The following is a 20705-nucleotide window of genomic DNA, read 5'->3' on the forward strand; positions in this document are numbered from 1 at the left end:
GCCCGGCGGTCGCCCGTCCCGGACGCGCCGACGGGGTGCCGGCTCCGGAGAGCCGGCACCCCGTCGGGTGCTGCGGAGGAGGGGGTCAGTCCGCCAGGACGTAGCCCGCCTCTCCGTGGATGGCCGTGTCGATGCCGGCGATCTCGTCCTCGTTCTTCACACGGAAGCCCATCGTCTTCTGGATGATCCAGCCGATGAGGAGCGTCATGACGAAGGAGTAGGCGAGGACGGTGAAGGCCGCGAGGGCCTGCTTGCCGAGCTGGCTCGCGTCGCCGGTGAGGAACAGGCCCACGCCGGTGCCGAAGAAGCCGATGTAGAGCGTTCCGATGAGGCCGCCGACCAGGTGCACGCCGACCACGTCGAGCGAGTCGTCGTAGCCGAGGCGGTACTTGAGGTCGATCGCCAGGGCGCAGACGGCGCCGGTGATGACGCCCAGGACGATCGCCCAGAACGGCGACAGGCTGGCGCACGCCGGGGTGATCGCGACGAGGCCCGCGACCGCGCCCGAGGCGGCGCCGATCGAGGTGGGCTTGCCGTCCTTGATCTTCTCGACGACGAGCCAGCCGAGGATCGCGGCGGCCGGAGCGGCGATGGTGTTCAGGAAGGCGACGGCCGCGATGCCGTCGGCGGCGAGCTCGGAGCCGGCGTTGAAGCCGAACCAGCCGAACCACAGCAGTCCGGCGCCCAGGAGCACGAACGGCGGGTTGTGCGGCTGGTGCGCGCCCTTGGTGAAGTTGACGCGCTTGCCGAGCACCAGGGCGAGGGCGAGGGCCGCCGCTCCGGCGTTGATGTGGACGGCGGTGCCGCCCGCGAAGTCGATCGCGCCGACGCCGTAGGCGATCCAGCCGCCGTCGACGACGGTGGCGTCGTCGCCGAGGGTGAAGTTGAAGACCCACGAGGCGACCGGGAAGTAGACGACGGTGGCCCAGACGCCGGCGAAGACCATCCAGGCGCCGAACTTCGCGCGGTCCGCGATGGCGCCGGAGATGAGCGCGACGGTGATGATCGCGAACGTCGCCTGGAACGCGGCGAAGGCCAGCGTCGGGTAGGCCGACGTCTGCTCGCCGAGCGCGTCGTTGTAGATGCCCTGCAGGCCGATCTGGGCGGTGTCGATGCCGAGGACGCCGTCGATGCCGACGAAGGTGTCGGTCCCTGCGGGGCCGGACGGGCCGTTGCCGAACGCGATCGCGTAGCCGTACAGGACCCAGAGGACCCCGATGAGGCCCATGGCTCCGAAGCTGAGCATCATCATGCTGATGACGCTCTTCGCACGCACCAGGCCGCCGTAGAAGAAGGCGAGCCCGGGGGTCATGAGCAGGACCAGCGCGGCTGCGATGAGCAGGAACGCGGTATTGCCTTGATCCATTGTTGAACCTCTCGTGAGTGTGCAGAGAAAAGCCCGGAGCGAGGACGCTGCGTCGGAGCACGGCCTGGAGACACGCGGGTGTCGGGTCACCTCGGGTAGCCGACAGTCTGGTGGCGCGAGGTTTCGTCCCGTGAGGCACCGCGTTTCGCGGAGGTTACGGCCGAGGCCCCTGTGTAAAAAGCGCGTTACGGCGCGCTGGCGGACGGCACGACGACGACCCCGGGAACGCCGGGAGGAGAGCGGATCCGCCCCTAGGAGCGGGGCGCCATCGAGGTGAGCGCGATGAGCCGCGACATGGAGCGCAGGTACTTCTTGCGGTAGCCGCCGCTCAGCATGTCGCCGCCGAAGACCTCGTCGAGGGGCGTCCCGGAGGCGAGGACCGGGATCTGCGCGTCGTAGACCCGGTCGATGAAGGCCACGAGGCGCAGGGCGTCGGTCTGGTCGGTCAGAGCGGTGACGCCCCGGAGCACGATGGTGTCGACGCCGTCGATCACCTTGATGTAGCGGGAGGGGTGCACGGTGCCCAGGTGGTGCACGGCGTCCACGAACGGGTCGTCGGTGACGACGGAGCCGGCGGGGGCGGCCGCGACGAGAGCGTCGATCTCCTCGTCGGTGCGCACCACGGCGTGGCCCTCGATGTCGCGGCGCCGGTAGTCGGTGCCGTCGATCCGCATCGTCTCGAAGTGGGCGGCCATCGACTGGATCTCGCGGAGGAAGTCCGCCGCGGCGAAGCGCCCCTCGCCCAGCGCGTTGGGCGGGGTGTTCGAGGTCGCGGCGATGCGGGTCCCGGAGGCGACCAGCTCGCCGAGGAGCCGCGTCATCAGCATCGTGTCGCCCGGGTCGTCCAGCTCGAACTCGTCGATGCACAGCAGCGCCGAGCCCTTGAGGAGCGAGACGGTCGCCGCGTAGCCGAGCGCGCCGACGAGCGCGGTGTACTCGATGAACGTCCCGAAGTAGGTGCGGCCCGGCACCGCGTGCCAGATCGCCGCGAGCAGGTGGGTCTTGCCGACGCCGAAGCCGCCGTCGAGGTACACGCCCGGCTTGACCGCGGGGGCCTTCTTCCGGCCGAAGCCCAGGAAGCCGCCTCCGCCGCCCTTGGATCCGCCGCCGGCGGCGAACGCGCGGAGAGCCTCCACCGCGTCGGCCTGCGAGGGGTACTCCGGGTCGGGACGGTAGCTCTCGAAGGTGGCGCCCTCGAACTGGCGCGGGGGCACCAGCGTCGACGCGATCTCGTGCCCGCTGATCTGGGGCGAGCGGGCGGTCAGGCTGCTCGTCGATCGGACGTCGTCGGGGCTCACTCGCGTCTCGCATCCTGCGCACGGCGCGGGTCCGTGCGCTCAGTGGCGGCGGCCGCACCGGGCACGGAGCCGCCGCGGTTCTGTGTCGAACTCTTACGGCGCCCTCCGTGCGGCGTCGTCCGCGGACGCGTACTGTCGCTGAAGGGCGGGCTCCAGCGTAGCCCGCCGTGGAATCACGCCCGCGCTCCGCGCACCATCCTGGAGGTCCTCCTTGTCCGTCGAAACCGATCCGTCGCCGAAGTTCGCCTCCTACGCGCACCCCGAACGGCTCGTCAGCGCCGACTGGCTCGAGCAGCGCCTCGGCACTCCCGGTCTCGTCGTCGTCGAGTCCGACGAGGACGTCCTGCTCTACGAGACCGGCCACATCCCCGGCTCCGTCAAGATCGACTGGCACACCGACCTCAACGACCCGGTGCAGCGCGACTACATCGACGGTGCCGCGTTCGCCGCGCTCGTCGGCGGCAAGGGCATCGCCCGCGACACCACCGTCGTCGTCTACGGCGACAAGAACAACTGGTGGGCCGCCTACGCGCTCTGGGTCTTCACCCTCTTCGGCCACGAGGACGTCCGTCTGCTCGACGGCGGCCGCGACAAGTGGCTCGCCGAGGGCCGCTCGACGACCACCGACGCCTCCTCCCCGGAGCCCGCCGAGTACCCCGTCGTCGAGCGCAGCGACGCCGAGATCCGCGCCTTCAAGGACGACGTCCTCGCGCACTTCGGCAACCCGCTGATCGACGTCCGCTCCCCGGAGGAGTTCACCGGGCAGCGCACCACGGCGCCGGCCTACCCGGAGGAGGGCGCCCTGCGCGCCGGTCACATCCCGAGCGCGCAGAACGTGCCCTGGGGCAGGGCCGCCGCCGAGGACGGCACCTTCCGCCCCCTCGACGAGCTGAACGGCATCTACCGCGAGGGCGCGGGGCTGAAGGACGGCGACTCCGTCATCGCCTACTGCCGGATCGGCGAGCGCTCCGCCCACACCTGGTTCGTGCTGACCCACCTCCTCGGCTTCGAGGGCGTCCGCAACTACGACGGCTCCTGGACCGAGTGGGGCAGCGCCGTCCGCGTCCCGATCGTGCAGGGCGCCGAGCCCGGCGAGGCCCCCGCGGCCCGCTGACGCGTCACGACGGAGGCCGGGAGCGCCGATCCGCCCGTCGACGGGCCGGATCCGGGCTCCCGGCCTCCGCTGCGACCGCCCGCCGCCCCTCCCCCGATGAGACACTGGACCGGATGACCGACACCACGCTCCCCGACGCTCTGCGCGACATCCGCGAGGAGTTCCTCGCCCTCGAGAAGCCGGAGCGCCTGCAGCTCCTGCTCGAGTTCTCGAACGAGCTCCCCGACCTGCCCGAGCGCTACCGCGACCACCCGGACCTCTTCGAGCGCGTGGAGGAGTGCCAGGCGCCCGTCTTCATCGTCGTCGATGTGGAGGGCGGGATCGTGCACCTGCACGCCACTGCTCCCCGCGAGGCGCCCACGACGCGCGGCTTCGCGTCGATCCTGGCGCAGGGCCTGGCCGGGCTCACCCCCGAGCAGGTGCTCGCCGTCCCCGACGACTTCCCGCAGACCATCGGCCTCTCGGAGGCGGTCTCGCCGCTGCGCCTGCGCGGCATGACCGCGCTGCTCGGCCGTGCCAAGCGGCAGGTCCGCGCGCACCTGGCCGCATGATCCTCCGGCCGCTCGTCCCCGCCGGTCCGCCGATCGTGATCGGCGAGGAGGGCGCGCGAGCGGCGGTCGCTGACGCCTGGCGTCCCGACGAGGCGGTGCGCGTGCGCCTGAACATGATCGCGAGCGTCACCGGCTCCAGCACCGGCTCCGACGGCACCAGCGAGACGCTGACCAACCGCGTCGACCGCACGATCCTCGGAGTCGTCCGCGAGCAGGCCGACGTCGTCCTCGTCGGAGCCGCGAGCGTCCGCGCCGAGGGCTACCGCGTCCCCCGGCGGGTCCCGCTCGCCGTCGTCTCCGCCTCGGGCGATCTCGCCGGGCACCGCCTGGAGCTGCAGGAGGGCTCCCGGGTCCTGCTGCTGGTGCCGGAGTCGCGCGGCGCGGTGGAGGGGCTCCCCGCCGGCGTCGAGGTCGTCCCGGTCCCGTCCTCCTCGGAGCGGATCGGCGTCGACGAGCTCCTGGAGGCTCTCGCCGGGCTCGGCCTGCACCGCGTCGTCTGCGAGGGCGGCGCCTCGCTCTCGGGCCAGTTCCTCGCCTCGGGCCGGGTCGACGAGCTGTGCCTCACCACCTCGCCGCGCGTGGTCCTCCCGGGCCTCCCGGTCGCGACGGGCACGGCCGTCGTCGACGACGCCTACGCCCTGACGCTGCTGGCCGCGGACGATTCCGGGGCCGTCTACGCCCGCTGGAGCCGCACGCGCTGAGAGCCGCCCACCCGGCGTGCCTCCGCGTCCCGGGCGCGTCGGAACCCTAGTCTGCGATCGTGCCCGAATTCCCAGCGTCGTCCCAGCTCCCTGAGGAGTTCCGGGTCGCGACGGAGTCGATCCGCGCCGCTGCCACGCGCGCCGAGCTCACCGTGTCCGAGATCGCCTCGCCGTCGGGTCTCGCGCCCTGGGCCCTCGCCCTGTCGGGCGACGTCGCGCCGCACGCGCACGGACGCGACTCCGAGCTGGGCACGGGGCGCTTCATCCTGCTCTACGACCCCGAGGAGCCCGAGCAGTGGGGCGGCCCCTTCCGTGTCGTCTGCTTCGCCCAGGCCCCGCTCGAGGTCGAGATCGGCACCGATCCGTTCCTCGCCGAGGTCGCCTGGTCCTGGCTCATCGACGCCCTCGGGGCGCGGGGCGCCTCCTATTCCGCCGCGTCCGGCACGGCCACCAAGGTGCTCTCCACCGGTTTCGGCGAGCTGGCCGCTCAGGGGGACGGTGCGCAGATCGAGATCCGCGCCTCCTGGAGCCCGGATGATGCGCAGCTCGCCGCTCACGTGGAAGGGTGGGGGGAGCTGTTGTGCATGCTCGCGGGTCTCCCGCCCGTATCGAGCGACGGTGTGACCCCGCTCGCCTTCCGACGGAACAACCGTGACTGATTACCGTGTCCTCTCCACGCCCGACGAGTTCCTCGCCGCGGTCGACGCCCTCGCCGCCGGCGAGGGCCCCGTCGCCGTCGACGCCGAGCGCGCCTCCGGCTTCACCTACTCGCAGCGCGCGTACCTGATCCAGGTCTACCGGCGCGGCGCCGGCGCGTTCCTCTTCGATCCCCCCGCCATCGGCCGGATGGACGCCCTGCAGGCGGTCATCGGCCAGGAGGAGTGGGTCCTCCACGCCGCCAGCCAGGATCTCGCCTGCCTGCGCGAGGTGGGCCTGGACCCGGTGCGGATCTTCGACACCGAGCTCGCCGCCCGGCTCCTCGGACTGCCCAAGGTGGGCCTCGGCGCCGTCGTCGAGGACCTCCTCGGCATCCACCTGGCCAAGGAGCACTCGGCCGCCGACTGGTCGACCCGCCCCCTCCCCCAGAGCTGGCTCGTCTACGCCGCGAAGGACGTGGAGCTCCTCGTCGACCTCCGCGACCGCATGGAGGAGATGCTCATCGCCGCGCGGAAGACGCGCATCGCCCGCGAGGAGTTCGAGGCGACGCTCGCGCGCGCCCCGAAGGCGGTCCCGCTGGATCCGTGGCGCCGCCTCTCCGGCATGCACTCGCTCCGCGGCCCGCGCCCCCTCGCCGTGGCGCGCGAGCTCTGGCTGGCCCGGGACGCGTTCGCCCGCGAGCGCGACATCGCTCCCGGCCGCCTGATCCCCGACTCCTCGATCATCGCGGTCGCCCGCAACATCCCGACCAGCATCGGCCAGCTCTCGGGCCGCCGCGACTTCACCGGCCGCGCCAGCCGCGGCGAGGTCGAGCGCTGGTGGGCCGCGATCGAGCGCGGGACGACGACCGAGGACCTGCCGAGCCCGACCCGCCCTGCCGCCGACACGCTCCCCCCTCCGCGCGCGTGGGGCGATCGCAACCCGGCCGCCGACGCCCGTCTGAAGGCGGGACGCGCCGTGGTCACCGAGATCGCCGAGCTGCTCTCGCTCCCGGTCGAGAACCTGCTCACGCCGGAGCTGCTGCGCCGGGTGGCCTGGAACCCGCCCGAGCCGATGACCGCGGAGTCGGTCGCCGCGGAGCTCACCCGCGCAGGCGCCCGTGCCTGGCAGGTCGAGGCCACGTCGGGCTCGATCGCCACCGCGTTTGTCGAAGCGGCCCAAGCGCCGGCCGAGGGCACCGAAACCCCTTCGTAGGAAGCGGCAAAGGATTCCGGCTGCGCGGTGCCGGTTCCTACGATCGACGGCGACCGTGAGTTCCTGGGAGGCATTGTGGCCGAGAGATCCGAAGTCGTGTTCGTCGACGGAGTCCGTACTCCGTTCGGGCGTGCCGGCGAGAAGGGCATGTACTGGCAGACCCGAGCCGACGACCTCGTCGTCAAGGCGATGATCGGTCTGCTGGAGCGCAACAGCGCGCTGCCGAAGGAGCGGGTGGACGAGGTGGCGATCGCCGCCACCACCCAGCAGGGCGACCAGGGCCTGACCCTCGGCCGCACGGCGGCGCTGCTCGCAGGGCTGCCGAAGTCGGTGCCCGGCTTCGCCATCGACCGCATGTGCGCCGGAGCGATGACCTCGGTCACCGCGACCGCGGGCGGCATCGCGTTCGGCGCCTACGACGTGGTCCTCGCCGGCGGCGTGGAGCACATGGGCCGGCACCCGATGGGCTTCGGCGCCGACCCCAACCCGCGCTTCCTCTCCGAGCGCCTCGTCGGCGAGGACGCGCTCAACATGGGCCGCACGGCGGAGCGGATCCACGACCGCTTCCCGCACCTGACGAAGGAGCGCGCCGACCACTACGCCCTGCGGAGCCAGCAGAAGCTCGCCGCCGCGTACGCCGCCGGCAGCATCCAGCCGGACCTCGTCCCCGTCGCCACGCGCAGCGCCGCGGGCTGGGGCCTCGCGACCGCCGATGAGGCACCGCGCCCCGAGACGACCCTCGAGGGCCTCGCGGGCCTGCGGACCCCGTTCCGCCCCCACGGCCGGGTGACCGCGGGCAACTCCTCCGGGCTCAACGACGGAGCGACGGTGTCGCTCCTGGCCAGCGCCGAGGCCGCGCAGGAGCTGGGCCTGTCGGCGAAGATGCGGATGGTGAGCTTCGCGTACGCCGGCGTCGAGCCCGAGATCATGGGCATCGGCCCGGTCCCCTCGACCGAGAAGGCGCTCCGCAAGGCGGGCCTGGGCATCGAGGACATCGGGCTCTTCGAGCTCAACGAGGCGTTCGCCGTGCAGGTGCTCTCCTTCCTCGACCACTTCGGCCTCGACGACGACGACCCGCGCGTCAACGAGTACGGCGGAGCGATCGCGATCGGCCACCCGCTCGCCTCCTCCGGGGTCCGGCTGATGATCCAGCTGGCCCGGCAGTTCGAGTCGCACCCCGAGGTCCGCTACGGCGTGACGGCCCTCTGCGTCGGCCTCGGCCAGGGCGGCACGGTGATCTGGGAGAACCCGCACTACGACGGCAAGCGCGGACGACGGAAGGGACGCTGACCCATGCTCGACGGATTCGAGAACCTCGTGGACCTCGCCGAGGGCGAGGTCGTCACCCACTCCTACGTCCGCGACGTGCCGCTGCCCAGCGGCCGCACGCTCGCCCTGATCACGCTCGACAACGACCGCGACCACACCCGCCCCAACACCTTCGGACCGGCGTCGCTCTTCGAGCTGGCGGACGTCCTCCTGGCGCAGAAGGAGCGCGCCTCGCGCGGCGAGATCCAGGCGGTCGGCATCACCGGCAAGCCGTTCATCCTCGCCGCGGGAGCCGACCTCAGCAAGGTCGGGGCCATCCCGAGCCGTGAGCTCGGCCGCCAGCTGGCGCGCCTGGGCCACCGCACGCTGGGGATGCTGGCCGAGCTGGGCGTGCCGTCCTTCGCCTTCATCAACGGCCTCGCCCTGGGCGGCGGCACCGAGATCGGCCTGAACGCCGACTACCGCACGGTCGACTCCTCCATCCCCGCGCTCGGGCTCCCCGAGGTCTTCCTCGGCATCATCCCCGGCTGGGGCGGCGCGTGGCTCCTGCCGAACCTGATCGGCATCGAGAACGCCCTCAAGGTCGTCGTCGAGAACCCGCTGAAGAACAACCGCACGCTCAAGGGCCAGGTGGTGTTCGACCTCGGCATCGCCGACGCGATCTTCCCGCCCGCCGCCTTCCTCGAGGACTCGCTCCGCTGGGCCGACGGCGTGATCGGCGGCTCCGTGAAGGTGGAGCGGCCGAACGCGCCCGGCAAGCTGGAGCGGCTGGTCAAGTGGGACGTCGCGATCTCGATCGCGCGCAAGCAGCTGGAGTCGCGGATCGGCACGGTCGCGGCGTCTCCGTACCGCGCGCTGGAGCTGCTCAAGGCCGCGAAGAACACCACCCGCGAGGAGGGCTTCGCCGCCGAGGACGAGGCGCTGGCCGACCTGATCTCGGGCGACCAGTTCCGTGCGAGCATCTACGCGTTCGATCTGGTGCAGAAGCGCGCCAAGCGTCCCGCGGGAGCGCCCGACAGGGCGCTGGCCAAGCCCGTCACCAAGGTCGGGGTGGTCGGCGCGGGCCTCATGGCCTCGCAGTTCGCGCTGCTCTTCCTCCGCCGCCTCCAGGTGCCGGTGGTCATCACCGACCTCGACCAGGAGCGGGTCGACAAGGGCGTCGCGGGCATCCGCGCCGAGATAGACGCGCTGCTGGCGAAGGGACGCGTCTCCCCCGACGACGCGAACCGCCTCCGCGCGCTGATCACCGGCACGACCGACCGCTCCGACTTCGCCGACGCCGACTGGGTGATCGAGGCGGTCTTCGAGGAGCTGTCGGTGAAGCAGGACGTGTTCGTCGACATCGAGCGCTACGTCTCGCCCACGGCGGTGCTCGCGACCAACACCTCGTCCCTCTCCGTCGAGCGCATCGGCGAGCGGCTGGAGCACCCCGAGCGCCTCGTCGGCTTCCACTTCTTCAACCCGGTCGCGGTCATGCCGCTGATCGAGGTGGTCCGGACGCCGCACACCGACGACGAGACCCTCTCGACGGCGATGGTCACCGCCGCGAAGCTCAAGAAGAACGCCGTCATCACGCGCGACACCCCGGGCTTCGTGGTGAACCGCGTGCTGGCGAAGGTCCTGGGCGAGGCGATGCACGCGGTCGACACGGGCACTCCCTTCGAGGTCGTCGAGCAGTCGCTGGCTCCGTTCGGCCTGCCGATGACCCCGTTCGAGCTGCTCGAGCTGGTGGGCCTCAAGGTCGGCGCGCACGTGCTCGACACCCACCACGCCGCGTTCCCCGACCGCTTCTTCGACAGCCCCAACCTGCACCGCCTCGCCGAGCTCGGCCGCGTCTTCGAGCGCGACGCGAAGGGGCGTGTGAAGGGCGTCGACAAGCGCGCGGTCGCGATCGTCGCCGGGGGCACGGAGCCGACGACGGCCGAGCAGCTGCGGCTGCGCGTCGAGACGGGTCTCGCGGACGAGGTCAAGCGGATGCTGGACGACGACGTTGTGCACGCCGCGGAGGACATCGACCTCTGCCTGATCCTCGGCGCGGGCTACCCGTTCCAGATGGGCGGGCTCACGCCCTACCTCGACCGGGTCGGCGCGAGCGAGCGGGCGTTCGGGGACACGTTCCACCACCCCGCGATCCGCGGCGTCGACTGACGCGGAGTGCAGTGACGCGGAAGGGGCGCCGGATCGGATCCGGCGCCCCTTCCGCGCGTCGCCTGAGGGACGGGTCCCGACGGCCGATCAGTCGCTGCGGGCGTCGTCCCGGGCCTCGACCTCGTCCGGGAGCGGACGGGCGACCGGGATCTTGCTGCCCAGCACCTGCGCGACGACGTCGCGAGCGATGTGCTGGGGAGTGAGTCCGACGTCCTCGAGGATCTCCTCGCGCTTGGCGTGGTCGAGGAACTGGTCGGGCAGCCCGAGCTCGGTCACCGCGGTGTCCACGCCGGCCTCGCGCAGGTCCTGGCGGATGCGCGTGCCGATCCCGCCGACGCGCACCCCGTCCTCGATCGAGACGACGATGCGGTGCTTGCGGGCGAGCTCGATGATGCTGGTGGGCACGGGCACGACCCAGCGGGGGTCGACGACGGTGGCTCCGATGCCCTGGGCCGCGAGCCGCTGGGCGACCTCGAGACCCATCGCGGCCATCGGCCCGACCGTGACCAGCAGCACGTCCTTGCGCTCGGCGCGGGCGAGCACGTCGACCCCGTCGCCGAGGCGCTCGACGGCGTCGATCTCGTCGCCGACGCTCCCCTTCGAGAAGCGCACCACGGTCGGCGCGTCGGTGACGCCCACGGCCTCGCGCAGCTCCTCGCGCAGGCGCACGGAGTCGCGCGGAGCGGCGAGGCGGATGTTCGGGACGACCTGCAGGATCGCCAGATCCCACATGCCGTGGTGGCTCGGACCATCGGGTCCGGTGACTCCGGCGCGGTCCAGCACGAAGGTGACGCCCGCGCGGTGCAGTGCGACGTCCATCAGCACCTGGTCGAAGGCGCGGTTCACGAAGGTGGCGTACAGCGCGACGACCGGATGCAGCCCGCCGAAGGCGAGACCGGCGGCCGAGGTCACGGCGTGCTGCTCCGCGATGCCGACGTCGAAGACGCGCTCCGGGTACTTCTCCGCGAGGCGGTCGAGACCGACGGGCCGGAGCATGGCGGCAGTGATGCCGACGATCGTCGGGTCCTCGTCGGCCAGGGTGACGATCTCCTCGGCGAACACCGAGGTCCACGATCGGGCCCCGGCCGCGCTCAGCGGCTCGCCCGTCTCGGGGTCGATCTGCCCGACGGCGTGGAACTGGTCGGCGAGGTCGTGCACGGCCGGACCGAAGCCCTTGCCCTTCTGGGTGATCGCGTGCACGATGACCGGCTGGCCGTAGTCCTTCGCCTGCTGGAGAGCCTCCTCCATCGCCGTCAGGTCGTGTCCGTCGATCGGCCCCAGGTACTTGATGTCGAGGTTGGAGTAGAGCGCCTCGTTGTTGATGAAGCGGCTGAGGAAGCCGTGGAGCCCGCCGCGAACGCCGCGGTAGACGGCGGCGGCGGGGCCGCCCAGCCGCTCCGAGACGGCCCGGGAGCCGCGGTGCATCGTGCGGTAGGTCGGCCGCGTGCGGACGCCGTTGAGGAAGCGGGCCATGCCGCCGATGGTCGGGGCGTAGGAGCGCCCGTTGTCGTTGACCACGATGACCAGCCCGCGGGAGTTGTCGTCGCTGATGTTGTTCAGCGCCTCCCAGGTCATGCCGCCGGTGAGGGCGCCGTCGCCCACGACCGCGACGACGTGGCGGTCGGTCTGGCCGGTCATCGTGAAGGCGCGGGAGATGCCGTCCGCCCAGGACAGCGAGCTGGAGGCGTGCGAGCTCTCGACGATGTCGTGCGGCGACTCCCTCCTCTGCGGGTAGCCGGCGAGGCCGCCGCGCTGCCGGAGCTTCGAGAAGTCCTGGCGACCGGTGAGCAGCTTGTGGACGTAGGACTGGTGACCGGTGTCGAACACGATCGCGTCGTGCGGCGAGTCGAAGACCCGGTGGATCGCGATGGTCGTCTCGACGACGCCGAGGTTCGGCCCCAGGTGGCCGCCGGTCTTCGAGACCTCGCGCACGAGGAAGTCGCGGATCTCCTGCGCCAGCGTCTCGAGCTCGGCCGCGGTCAGGCGATCGAGATCGCGAGGACCGCCGATGGTCTCGAGAACAGCCATGCGCGCCGCCTTCCGGGGTCGTGAGCGAGGTGGGGACGTCTCCCGAGTCTACGCACGGGGCCCCCGGGAACGCGTGTGCGCCTCCCCCGCAGGGAAGGCGCACACGCTCTGCGGCTGATCTAGACGAGCGAGCGCAGCACGTACTGCAGGATGCCGCCGTTGCGGTAGTAGTCCGCCTCACCGGGGGTGTCGATGCGGACGACCGCGTCGAACTCGACGGTCTGCTTGCCCTCGGCCGAGTGCTCGGTCGGCTCGGCGACGACGTGGACCGTCTTGGGGGTGACGCCCTCGTTCAGCTCCTCGATGCCCGAGATGCTGATCGACTCGGTGCCGTCCAGGCCCAGCGACTCCCAGCTCTCGCCCGCGGGGAACTGCAGCGGGACGACGCCCATGCCGATGAGGTTCGAGCGGTGGATCCGCTCGAAGCTCTCGACGATGACCGCCTTGACGCCCAGCAGGCTCGTGCCCTTGGCCGCCCAGTCGCGCGACGAGCCGGAGCCGTACTCCTTGCCGCCCAGGATGACGAGCGGGGTTCCCTCGGCCTGGTAGTTCTGCGACGCGTCGTAGATGAACGACTGCGGGGCGTCCGGCTGAGTGAAGTCGCGGGTGTAGCCGCCCTCCACGCCGTCGAGCAGCTGGTTGCGCAGGCGGATGTTCGCGAACGTGCCGCGGATCATCACCTCGTGGTTGCCGCGGCGCGAGCCGTAGGAGTTGTAGTCCTTGCGGTCGATGCCGTGCTCGTCGAGGTAGCGGCCGGCGGGGCTGTCGGCCTTGATCGAGCCGGCGGGGCTGATGTGGTCGGTCGTGACGGAGTCGCCGAGCTTGGCGAGCACGCGGGCACCGGCGATGTCGGTGACCGGGGTCGTCTCCATCGTCATGCCGTCGAAGTACGGGGGCTTCCGCACGTAGGTCGACGACTCGTCCCACTCGAAGATCGAGCCCTCGGGGGTCTGCAGCGCGCGCCAGCGCTCGTCACCGTCGAACACGCCCGCGTACTGCATGTCGAACATCGACTTGTCGATCGACGAGTCGATCGTCGCCTGCACCTCGGCCGCGTCGGGCCAGATGTCCTTGAGGAACACGTCGTTGCCGTCGGAGTCGGTGCCGAGCGCGTCGACCTCGAAGTCGAAGTTCATCGAGCCGGCGAGCGCGTAGGCGATGACGAGCGGGGGGCTCGCCAGGTAGTTCATCTTCACGTCCGGGTTGATGCGGCCCTCGAAGTTGCGGTTGCCTGAGAGCACGGCGGTCACGGCGAGGTCGTTGTCCTGCACCGCGGTCGAGATCTCCTCGAGCAGCGGGCCGGAGTTGCCGATGCAGGTCGTGCAGCCGTAGCCGACCGTGTAGAAGCCGAGAGCCTCGAGCGACTCGGTCAGGCCGGCCTTCTCGTAGTAGTCGGTGACGACCTTCGACCCGGGTGCCAGCGTGGTCTTCACCCACGGCTTGGCCTTCAGGCCCTTCTGCGCCGCGTTGCGGGCCAGCAGGCCGGCCGCGAGCATGACGGACGGGTTCGACGTGTTGGTGCACGAGGTGATCGCCGCGATCGCGACGGCGCCGTGATCGATCGTGAAGGTCCCGCCCTCGCCGAGCTCGACCGTGGTCGGCTTGGAGGCGGTCGCCGGCGCGTGCGAGCGGTGGGTGTGCTCGTGGCTGCTGTGCTCGTCCTGCGGCTGCAGCTCTCCGGGGTCGGAGGCGGGGAAGGACTCCGCGATGGTCAGGTCGACGATGTCGTGCGAGACGTCCGCGTAGTTGGTGAGGTCCGACTCGAACTGCGTCTTGGCGGACGAGAGCTCGATCCGGTCCTGCGGGCGCTTCGGGCCGGCGATCGAGGGGACGACGGTGCCGAGGTCGAGCTCGAGGTACTCGCTGAAGACCGGCTCGACCGCGGGGTCGTGCCAGAGCTTCTGCAGCTTGGAGTACTGCTCGACGAGGGCGATCTGCTCGTCGCTGCGGCCGGTGAGGCGCAGGTAGTCGAGGGTCACGTCGTCGATGGGGAACATCGCGGCGGTGGAGCCGAACTCGGGGCTCATGTTGCCGATGGTGGCGCGGTTGGCGAGCGGCACCGCGGCGACGCCGGCCCCGTAGAACTCGACGAACTTGCCGACCACGCCGTGCTTGCGCAGCATCTGCGTGATGGTGAGCACGACGTCCGTCGCGGTCACGCCGGTCGGGATCGAGCCGGTGAGCTTGAAGCCGACGACCTTCGGGATGAGCATCGAGACGGGCTGGCCGAGCATCGCGGCCTCGGCCTCGATGCCGCCGACGCCCCAGCCGAGCACGCCGAGGCCGTTGACCATCGTCGTGTGCGAGTCGGTGCCGACGCAGGTGTCGGGGTAGGCGCGCAGCGCGCCGCCCACCTCGCGGGTCATGGTGACGCGGGCCAGGTACTCGATGTTGACCTGGTGCACGATGCCGGTTCCGGGCGGGACGACCTTGAAGTCGTCGAAGGCGGTCTGGCCCCAGCGGAGGAACTGGTACCGCTCGCCGTTGCGCTCGTACTCGAGCTCGACGTTGCGCTCGAGCGCGTCCTCGGTGCCGAAGAGGTCGGCGATGACGGAGTGGTCGATGACCATCTCGGCGGGCGCGAGCGGATTGATCCGGTTCGCGTCGCCGCCCAGGGCAGCGACGGCCTCGCGCATGGTGGCGAGGTCGACGATGCAGGGCACGCCGGTGAAGTCCTGCATGACCACGCGGGCCGGCGTGAACTGGATCTCGGTGTCGGGCTCCGACTCCGGGACCCACTCGCCGATGGCGCGGATGTGGTCGGCGGTGATGTTCGCGCCGTCCTCCGTGCGCAGGAGGTTCTCGAGCAGCACCTTGAGGCTGAACGGGAGCTTCTCGTGACCGGGGACCCGGTCGATGCGGAACACCTCGTAGTCGGTCGAGCCGACCTTCAGGGTGTCTTTCGATCCAAAGCTGTCTACCGCGGACACGTCGCCCTCTCCTTCGCTGACTGCAGCGTCCGCCGACGGGCGGAGCCGCTCTCCGTCCTCATCTTGACGACCGCGCACAGCGGCCTGCCACCAAGGAGGACCTAACTCCTCGACGCCGAGGCGCCCGGTCGACCTCGCCGCGACGGCGTGGGGAGGCGAGCGCTATTTATCTCGACGTCGAGACAATTCTATGCACGATCCGGAGCATCGCCCGCATCGGCGCGCTCGCCGGCTCCGCGGTACTCGGCCCGGACGGCGAGCACGGTGAGCACCAGCAGCGGCGCGTACAGGGGCAGGCCCAGCGCCAGCTTCCAGATGCCCAGCGCCGTGGTGTCCTCGGCGAGGAACAGCGGGTACTGCACGGCCAGGCGCAGGAGGAAGAGCCCCGCCCACGCGAGGGTCAGGGCGCCGAAGAGGCGGCGCTTGCGCCGATCGGACCGCCAGGCGGTGCCGTCCCCCATCAGGAAGCCGGCGGCGACGCCGATCAGGGGCCAGCGCACGACGACGGAGAGGAGGAAGACGAGCCCGTAGACGAGGTTGGTGAGCAGCCCCAGGGCGAAGTTGTCGACGCCCCGCCCGGTGAACAGCGCCAGTGCGGCCGAGACCACCACGGCGAGCAGCCCGCCGACGGCCTGGATCACCGGCGTCCGGCCGAGCACCCGCGCCACCGTGAACGCCACGGCGAGCCCGACGGATGCGACCAGCGAGAGCACCAGCTCCGAGGTGACCGTGTAGAGCAGGACGAAGGCGATGCCGGGCACGACGGCCTCGAGGATCCCCCGGACGCCGCCCATGGTGCGCAGCAGCGCCTTCCCGTCGAACGGCTCGCCGTCGGCGACCGCGCCGAGTCCCGAGCGGCGGGCGGCCTGCGCGATCGCGTCGCCGACCTCGGGCCGGACCGGCTCCTCCGATCGGGCCGGGTCCTCGGGCCGCACCGGCTCCATGCCGGTCAGCTCGCGCTCTGCTGGGTCTGGCTGCCGGTCGGCACCTTCAGCGGGATCAGGTCGCGCGGAGGCATCGGGCCGCTGCCGCGGACCACGACGATGCTGCGGAAGAGCTCCTCGACCGAGGCGGCCGCCTGCTCGTCGACGGCTCCGGCTCCGGCGATCACGCCGCGGAGGAACCAGCGCGGACCGTCGACACCGACGAACCGGGCGACGCGGGTCTGGCCGCCGGCGATCGGGAGCTCGGCGACGAGCTCCGGACCGAAGACGCCGTCGCGCTCCGTCGTCGATCCGCCCTGACGGCCGATCTGCTCGGCGATCTGGCCGCGGATCTCGTGCCAGAGGCCCGAGGAGCGCGGCGCGGAGAAGGGCTGCACCTGCAGCGTCGACCCGGCGTAGTCGAGGCCGACGGCGATGACGCGCTTGGTCCCCTCCTCGACCTCGAGGCGGATGTGCATGCCCTCGCGGGGAAGCACCTTCACCCCGCCGAGGTCGATGTAGGGGCGGACCGGGTTGGCCTCGCGCTCGTCCAGGGGCCCGGCCTCCGCGCGATCCTCCGGCGCCGACTTCTCGAAGTCCTGCTGGACGGGCTCGGCGGCCTCGCCGGCCGTGGGCTGGATGTCGCTCATGCGCTCTCCTCGTGGATTCTGGTCTCCTGGGCGCCGGCGGCGTACCCGGTGGATCCGAAGCCGCCCGTGCCGCGGACCGACTCGGGAAGCTCGTCGACGGCCGTGAACCTCGCCTGGACGACGGGGACGATCACGAGCTGCGCGATCCGGTCCCCCGCCGAGACGCGGTACGTCTCGCGGCTGTCGGTGTTCAGCAGCGCCACCCGGATCTCGCCGCGGTAGCCCGCGTCGATCGTTCCGGGGGCGTTGACGACGGTGATGCCGTGCCTGAAGGCCAGCCCGCTGCGGGGGACGACGAAGCCGGCGTGGCCCTCCGGGAGAGCGACGGCCACCCCGGTGCCGACGGAGGCGCGCTCACCGGGGGCGAGCACCACGTCCTCCGTCGAGTGGAGATCGGCTCCCGCGTCGCCCGGACGGGCGTAGGAGGGGAGCCGGTCCGCGGTGATCGGGACGTCGACGGTTGCAGGCACGTGACGAGGGTAGACCAAACGTCTGATCCAATAGGGTCATGCCGTCCTACCGAGAGAGGCTGTGGCCCGCGCCCTGGCTCTTCGTCGCCACCGCCCTCGTGATCCCCGCCAGCATCCTGGTGTTCGCTCCCATCGACTTCGCGGTGGGGGTGATCGTCGCGGTCGTTCTGTACGCGGGCTGCGTGCTGTCGCTGCTGGCCCTCTCCCCCGTGATCGAGGTGGCGGAGGGGGAGCTGCGCGCCGGCCGCGCGCACATCCCGCTGGACCTCGTGGGCGAGCCGTCCTCCTACTCGGGGGACCAGGCGTTCGCCGAGCGCGGGACGCGCCTGGACGCGCGGGCGTACCTGGTCATCCGCGGCTGGGTGAAGGAGGTGGTGCGGGTCCCGATCGAGGATCCGGCCGACCCGACGCCGTACTGGCTGGTCTCCACCCGCCGCCCGGACGACATCGTCGCCGCGATCCGGGGATCACGGCGACGGAGCGGTCGTCCTTCGGAGCCGGGAGGCGCTTAAGCGGCGCACTCCAGGCAGATCGGTCCGAGCTTCTCCTCGTGGTCGATCTGCGAGCGGTGCTTCACGAGGAAGCAGCTCACGCACGTGAACTCGTCCGCCTGGGGCGGAAGGACCACGACGTCCAGATCGAGGTCGGACAGATCGGCACCGGGCAGTTCGAATCCGCCCGGGTTGTCGGCGTCATCGACGTCGACGACTCCGGACATCTTGTCGGGGACTCGCTCCTTCAGGGCCTCGATCGACTCGGAGTCGTCATCGGTCTTGCGGGGGGCGTCGTAGTCCGTAGCCATTCCCATCCACTTCTTATTTCTGCTGTTCAACAAATCGGCGGGGTCAGTGTGCATCACGACGCATCGATTCGCAAACCACCTCGAACGGCTCTTGACACCCGCTCGCCCCGCCTCCTTCCGCACCAACTTTCGACCCGCCCGGGGTATTCCCGGCCGATCGCCCGGGCGCGTGGCATCCTTGCCCGGTCCGCGTCCAGAAGGAGGGTCCCCACGATGATGGAACTGAAGGTGATCGGCGTCGAGGGCGGATCGCTCGTCCTCGTGTCCGAGGGCGGCGAGCGCTTCTCGGTCCGCATCGACGAGACGCTGCAGAGCCAGCTGCGGCCGCGGGTGCACACCCTCCCGCCGCGCGAGAAGCGCGTCTCCCCCCGCGAGATCCAGGCCCACATCCGCTCTGGGCTCTCCGCCGAGGAGGTCGCCGAGCTCACGGGCGCCGACCTGGGCTACGTCCAGCGCTTCGAGGGACCCGTCACGGCCGAGCGCGAGCACATCGTCGCGTCCGCCCTCGCCGTGCGCGTCTACACGACCACCGACCCCGATCCCCTCGAGGAGGGCACGCCCTTCGGCGACGTCATCCGCGACCGCCTCGCGTCGCTCGGCGCCGAGGGCGAGCAGTGGTCGAGCTGGAAGGAGGAGGAGGGCTGGGTCGTCAAGCTCCTCTTCCGCTCGGACGAGATCGACCACGACGCCCGCTGGCGCTTCGACCCGCGGAAGGCGCTGCTGTCGCCGCTGACCTCCGAGGCGATCACGCTCTCGCAGCAGGGCGAGATCCGGCCGACCCTCATCCCGCGCCTGCGCGCCGTCATCCCCGCAGCCGTCGACGAGCTCGCCACGCGCTTCGACCCGGAGTCCGCGGAGGCGCCGAGCCGCTCCGCCCGGGCCGACCACCCCACCGCCGGCCGCCCCGCCGCGATGCCGCACGCCCGGCCGGCCGCCGTCCGCCCCTCCGACACGGAGCCGCAGCCGGCCCTCTCCGAGACCCCGCGCCCTATCTCGACGCTCCCCCGCCCCGTCACGAGCACGACGGAGCAGCGCGAGCGCAACCTCAACGACACCGCCGACCTGCTCGACGCCCTGCGGCGCCGCCGGGGCGAGCGCGATCACGCCTCGAGCCTCCGCGTCCGCGAGGAGCCGGAGCCCGAGGCCGAGGCCGCTCCTCCCGTCGAGAAGGCACCGGAGCCGCCGCGCACCGCTCCCCCGGTCCCCGAGCAGCCGTCGGGCGTGCGCGGGAGCCTCCGCCGGGGGCGGGCGTCCATGCCGAGCTGGGACGAGATCGTCTTCGGAGCGCGCAGCGACGACTGACCCTCAACCGGCGCGGCTCCGCCGGGGTGGACGGTGCCCCCGTCCCCTCGGCCCGGCTCAGGCCAGCGCGCCGAAGCGGAGGAGCGGCACCTGCGTCTCCTCCGGCGTGAGCGACCCGTGCTGCCCGATCATGGAGCGGCCGGAGGAGTCGTCCGCCGCGTAGTAGGCGATGGTCCTCCGCGCCGCGACGAACACGTCGCCCATCCGCTCGGCCGCCGCCGGAGAGACCTCGCCGAACCAGCCGCTCACGGCGACCTCGTCGCGCGTCGCGATCCAGGCGCGTGCGCCCTCCGCCTCGATCCAGCGCCGCGCCACCTCGTCGGGGTCCACACCCGGCTCGAGGTGCAGCTGCAGGCAGCGGGGCTCTCCGCCGAGGTGCCGGACGCCCTCGAGCAGCGGTCCCCGCTCGACGAGCACGTGCGAGGACGCCGGGACGTCCACGATGCCGTGGTCGGCGGTGACCAGCATGCTCTCGCGGGCGGAGAGCCCGCGGACCGCTCCGCCGACCTCGCCGTCGAGGAGCTCGAGCGCTGCCGTCCACTCCGGCGACTCCCAGCCGCGCGCGTGCGCAGCCTGGTCGAGCTCGGGGACGTAGAGGTACACGAGCTGCCGGCCGCCCTCGTCGAGCAGGGCGCGCACCGCCGAGAAGCGCTCGGCGACGCCGCCGGCGGAGTGGTACTCGGCGCCGCGCAGGATCGCCCGCGTGAGACCGGAGCGGGCGTACCGCGCGGGGCCGATCACTCCGGCCCGGACACCGGCGGCCGAAGCCTGCTCGAAGACCGTGGGGTGGGGCTGCCACGTCTCGGGCACCATGCCCTCGTCCCAGCCGGAGAGCTGGTTGACCAGGCGGTCGGAGGCGCGGTCGAGCACGCGGTAGCCGACCATCCCGTGCCCGCCCGGGCGCAGGCCCGTCGTCAGGCTCGCCAGGGCCGCCGCGGTGGTCGTCGGGAAGCCCGAGACGAGCGTGGTGCCGCGGTTGAGGGCCGGAGCGAGCGTGCGCGAGTGGCCCCCGCGCTGGCGGAGGTTCGCGGCACCCAGGCCGTCGACGAGGACGACCACGATCCGCTCGACGCGGGGCGAGCCGAAGAGGCCGGGGCGGCCCAGGAGCGCGTCGAGGGCGCCCGGCAGGACGTCGGCGAGGCTCCGCCGCCCGTCGGGGGCTGGCGGTAGCATGTGGGTCATCGCGCCCAGTTTCGCACAGCGCCGCCGTCCCCGCCGGGCCGGTGCGGCGGAGAGTCCGCGGGAACGGGAGGGCCGGTCCCGTCCGCGAGGCGCCGTCTCCGCTCCGCCCGTCCCGTCGAG

General features: G+C 72.0%; 18 protein-coding genes. 9 read left to right on the top strand and 9 right to left on the bottom strand.

Translation table 11 applies throughout. The features are described 5' to 3' along the window. Positions 1–85 precede the first annotated feature (85 nt). Positions 86–1366 (bottom strand): ammonium transporter, encoded by a 1281-nt coding sequence (locus C5D66_RS03180; protein WP_104222080.1) that lies wholly within the window; start codon positions 1364–1366, stop codon positions 86–88. Positions 1367–1617: 251 nt separating this feature from the next. Further along, positions 1618–2664, bottom strand: a complete 1047-nt coding sequence (gene zapE / locus C5D66_RS03185) for a cell division protein ZapE (protein ID WP_104255023.1) — start codon at positions 2662–2664, stop codon at positions 1618–1620. A gap of 211 nt (positions 2665–2875) precedes the next feature. Here zapE and C5D66_RS03190 point away from each other — a divergent pair, with 211 nt between their 5' ends. From C5D66_RS03190 to C5D66_RS03220, 7 genes are all read left to right on the top strand, one after another. Beyond that, on the top strand, positions 2876–3778 hold the full coding sequence (locus tag C5D66_RS03190; protein ID WP_104255024.1) for a sulfurtransferase: 903 nt from the start codon (positions 2876–2878) through the stop codon (positions 3776–3778). Positions 3779–3891: 113 nt separating this feature from the next. Continuing rightward, a complete protein-coding gene (locus tag C5D66_RS03195) occupies positions 3892–4329 on the top strand; it encodes a SufE family protein (RefSeq protein ID WP_104255025.1) in 438 nt (145 codons plus the stop codon). Beyond that, positions 4326–5030, top strand: coding sequence for a dihydrofolate reductase family protein (locus C5D66_RS03200; RefSeq protein WP_104222088.1), 705 nt, complete (start codon positions 4326–4328; stop codon positions 5028–5030). The genes C5D66_RS03195 and C5D66_RS03200 overlap by 4 nt, the downstream gene beginning before the upstream one ends. Positions 5031–5089: 59 nt before the next feature. Next, entirely contained in the window at positions 5090–5689 is a 600-nt protein-coding gene (locus C5D66_RS03205) for a DUF3000 domain-containing protein (protein ID WP_104222090.1), read from the top strand. After that, positions 5682–6881 carry a ribonuclease D gene (locus C5D66_RS03210; protein WP_104255026.1) on the top strand — a complete coding sequence of 400 codons (1200 nt, stop codon included), beginning with the start codon at positions 5682–5684 and terminating at the stop codon, positions 6879–6881. The genes C5D66_RS03205 and C5D66_RS03210 overlap by 8 nt, the downstream gene beginning before the upstream one ends. A 75-nt stretch (positions 6882–6956) precedes the next feature. Continuing rightward, positions 6957–8171: a thiolase family protein gene (locus tag C5D66_RS03215; protein WP_104255027.1), complete on the top strand. Its 1215-nt coding sequence runs from the start codon at positions 6957–6959 to the stop codon at positions 8169–8171. 3 nt (positions 8172–8174) lie between these two features. Next, complete coding sequence (locus C5D66_RS03220; RefSeq protein WP_104255028.1) at positions 8175–10298, top strand: 3-hydroxyacyl-CoA dehydrogenase NAD-binding domain-containing protein; 2124 nt, start codon at positions 8175–8177, stop codon at positions 10296–10298. Positions 10299–10385: 87 nt separating this feature from the next. Here C5D66_RS03220 and dxs read toward each other — a convergent pair whose 3' ends face one another. From dxs to dut, 5 genes are all read right to left on the bottom strand, one after another. Beyond that, complete coding sequence (dxs, locus tag C5D66_RS03225) at positions 10386–12326, bottom strand: 1-deoxy-D-xylulose-5-phosphate synthase (RefSeq protein ID WP_104255029.1); 1941 nt, start codon at positions 12324–12326, stop codon at positions 10386–10388. Positions 12327–12445: 119 nt separating this feature from the next. Beyond that, positions 12446–15256, bottom strand: a complete 2811-nt coding sequence (acnA, locus tag C5D66_RS03230) for an aconitate hydratase AcnA (RefSeq protein WP_104326783.1) — start codon at positions 15254–15256, stop codon at positions 12446–12448. Between the two features lie 188 nt (positions 15257–15444). Continuing rightward, the gene (locus C5D66_RS03235; RefSeq protein ID WP_104255031.1) at positions 15445–16200 is read right to left on the bottom strand and encodes a DUF3159 domain-containing protein; all 756 of its coding nucleotides are present in this window, start codon (positions 16198–16200) and stop codon (positions 15445–15447) included. 5 nt (positions 16201–16205) lie between these two features. Continuing rightward, on the bottom strand, positions 16206–16829 hold the full coding sequence (locus C5D66_RS03240; protein WP_104248032.1) for a DUF3710 domain-containing protein: 624 nt from the start codon (positions 16827–16829) through the stop codon (positions 16206–16208). Then, entirely contained in the window at positions 16826–17299 is a 474-nt protein-coding gene (gene dut / locus C5D66_RS03245; RefSeq protein WP_104222105.1) for a dUTP diphosphatase, read from the bottom strand. The genes C5D66_RS03240 and dut overlap by 4 nt, the downstream gene beginning before the upstream one ends. Positions 17300–17337: 38 nt before the next feature. Here dut and C5D66_RS03250 point away from each other — a divergent pair, with 38 nt between their 5' ends. After that, positions 17338–17811 carry a DUF3093 domain-containing protein gene (locus tag C5D66_RS03250; RefSeq protein ID WP_104222107.1) on the top strand — a complete coding sequence of 158 codons (474 nt, stop codon included), beginning with the start codon at positions 17338–17340 and terminating at the stop codon, positions 17809–17811. On the opposite strand, the gene C5D66_RS03255 is transcribed toward C5D66_RS03250, so the two are convergent. Further along, the gene (locus C5D66_RS03255; protein ID WP_055792269.1) at positions 17808–18101 is read right to left on the bottom strand and encodes a DUF4193 domain-containing protein; all 294 of its coding nucleotides are present in this window, start codon (positions 18099–18101) and stop codon (positions 17808–17810) included. The genes C5D66_RS03250 and C5D66_RS03255 overlap by 4 nt on opposite strands. A gap of 213 nt (positions 18102–18314) precedes the next feature. Here C5D66_RS03255 and sepH point away from each other — a divergent pair, with 213 nt between their 5' ends. Beyond that, positions 18315–19403, top strand: a complete 1089-nt coding sequence (gene sepH, locus C5D66_RS03260) for a septation protein SepH (RefSeq protein ID WP_104238755.1) — start codon at positions 18315–18317, stop codon at positions 19401–19403. A gap of 57 nt (positions 19404–19460) precedes the next feature. On the opposite strand, the gene C5D66_RS03265 is transcribed toward sepH, so the two are convergent. Beyond that, positions 19461–20585, bottom strand: coding sequence for an alkaline phosphatase family protein (locus C5D66_RS03265; protein ID WP_258063880.1), 1125 nt, complete (start codon positions 20583–20585; stop codon positions 19461–19463). Positions 20586–20705: the final 120 nt, after the last annotated feature.

It is taken from the genome of Rathayibacter sp. AY1B4, assembly GCF_002932815.1.
Lineage (GTDB): Bacteria > Actinomycetota > Actinomycetes > Actinomycetales > Microbacteriaceae > Rathayibacter.

Bases quoted from the DNA above. Each gene is read 5' to 3' on its own strand.
- sepH (WP_104238755.1), top strand. From the start codon at position 18,315: ATGATGGAACTGAAGGTGATCGGCGTCGAGGGCGGATCGCTCGTCCTC.
- C5D66_RS03265 (WP_258063880.1), bottom strand. From the start codon at position 20,585: ATGACCCACATGCTACCGCCAGCCCCCGACGGGCGGCGGAGCCTCGCC.
- C5D66_RS03220 (WP_104255028.1), top strand. From the start codon at position 8,175: ATGCTCGACGGATTCGAGAACCTCGTGGACCTCGCCGAGGGCGAGGTC.
- C5D66_RS03250 (WP_104222107.1), top strand. From the start codon at position 17,338: ATGCCGTCCTACCGAGAGAGGCTGTGGCCCGCGCCCTGGCTCTTCGTC.
- C5D66_RS03255 (WP_055792269.1), bottom strand. From the start codon at position 18,101: ATGGCTACGGACTACGACGCCCCCCGCAAGACCGATGACGACTCCGAG.
- C5D66_RS03200 (WP_104222088.1), top strand. From the start codon at position 4,326: ATGATCCTCCGGCCGCTCGTCCCCGCCGGTCCGCCGATCGTGATCGGC.
- C5D66_RS03240 (WP_104248032.1), bottom strand. From the start codon at position 16,829: ATGAGCGACATCCAGCCCACGGCCGGCGAGGCCGCCGAGCCCGTCCAG.
- C5D66_RS03195 (WP_104255025.1), top strand. From the start codon at position 3,892: ATGACCGACACCACGCTCCCCGACGCTCTGCGCGACATCCGCGAGGAG.
- C5D66_RS03235 (WP_104255031.1), bottom strand. From the start codon at position 16,200: ATGGAGCCGGTGCGGCCCGAGGACCCGGCCCGATCGGAGGAGCCGGTC.
- dxs (WP_104255029.1), bottom strand. From the start codon at position 12,326: ATGGCTGTTCTCGAGACCATCGGCGGTCCTCGCGATCTCGATCGCCTG.
- C5D66_RS03180 (WP_104222080.1), bottom strand. From the start codon at position 1,366: ATGGATCAAGGCAATACCGCGTTCCTGCTCATCGCAGCCGCGCTGGTC.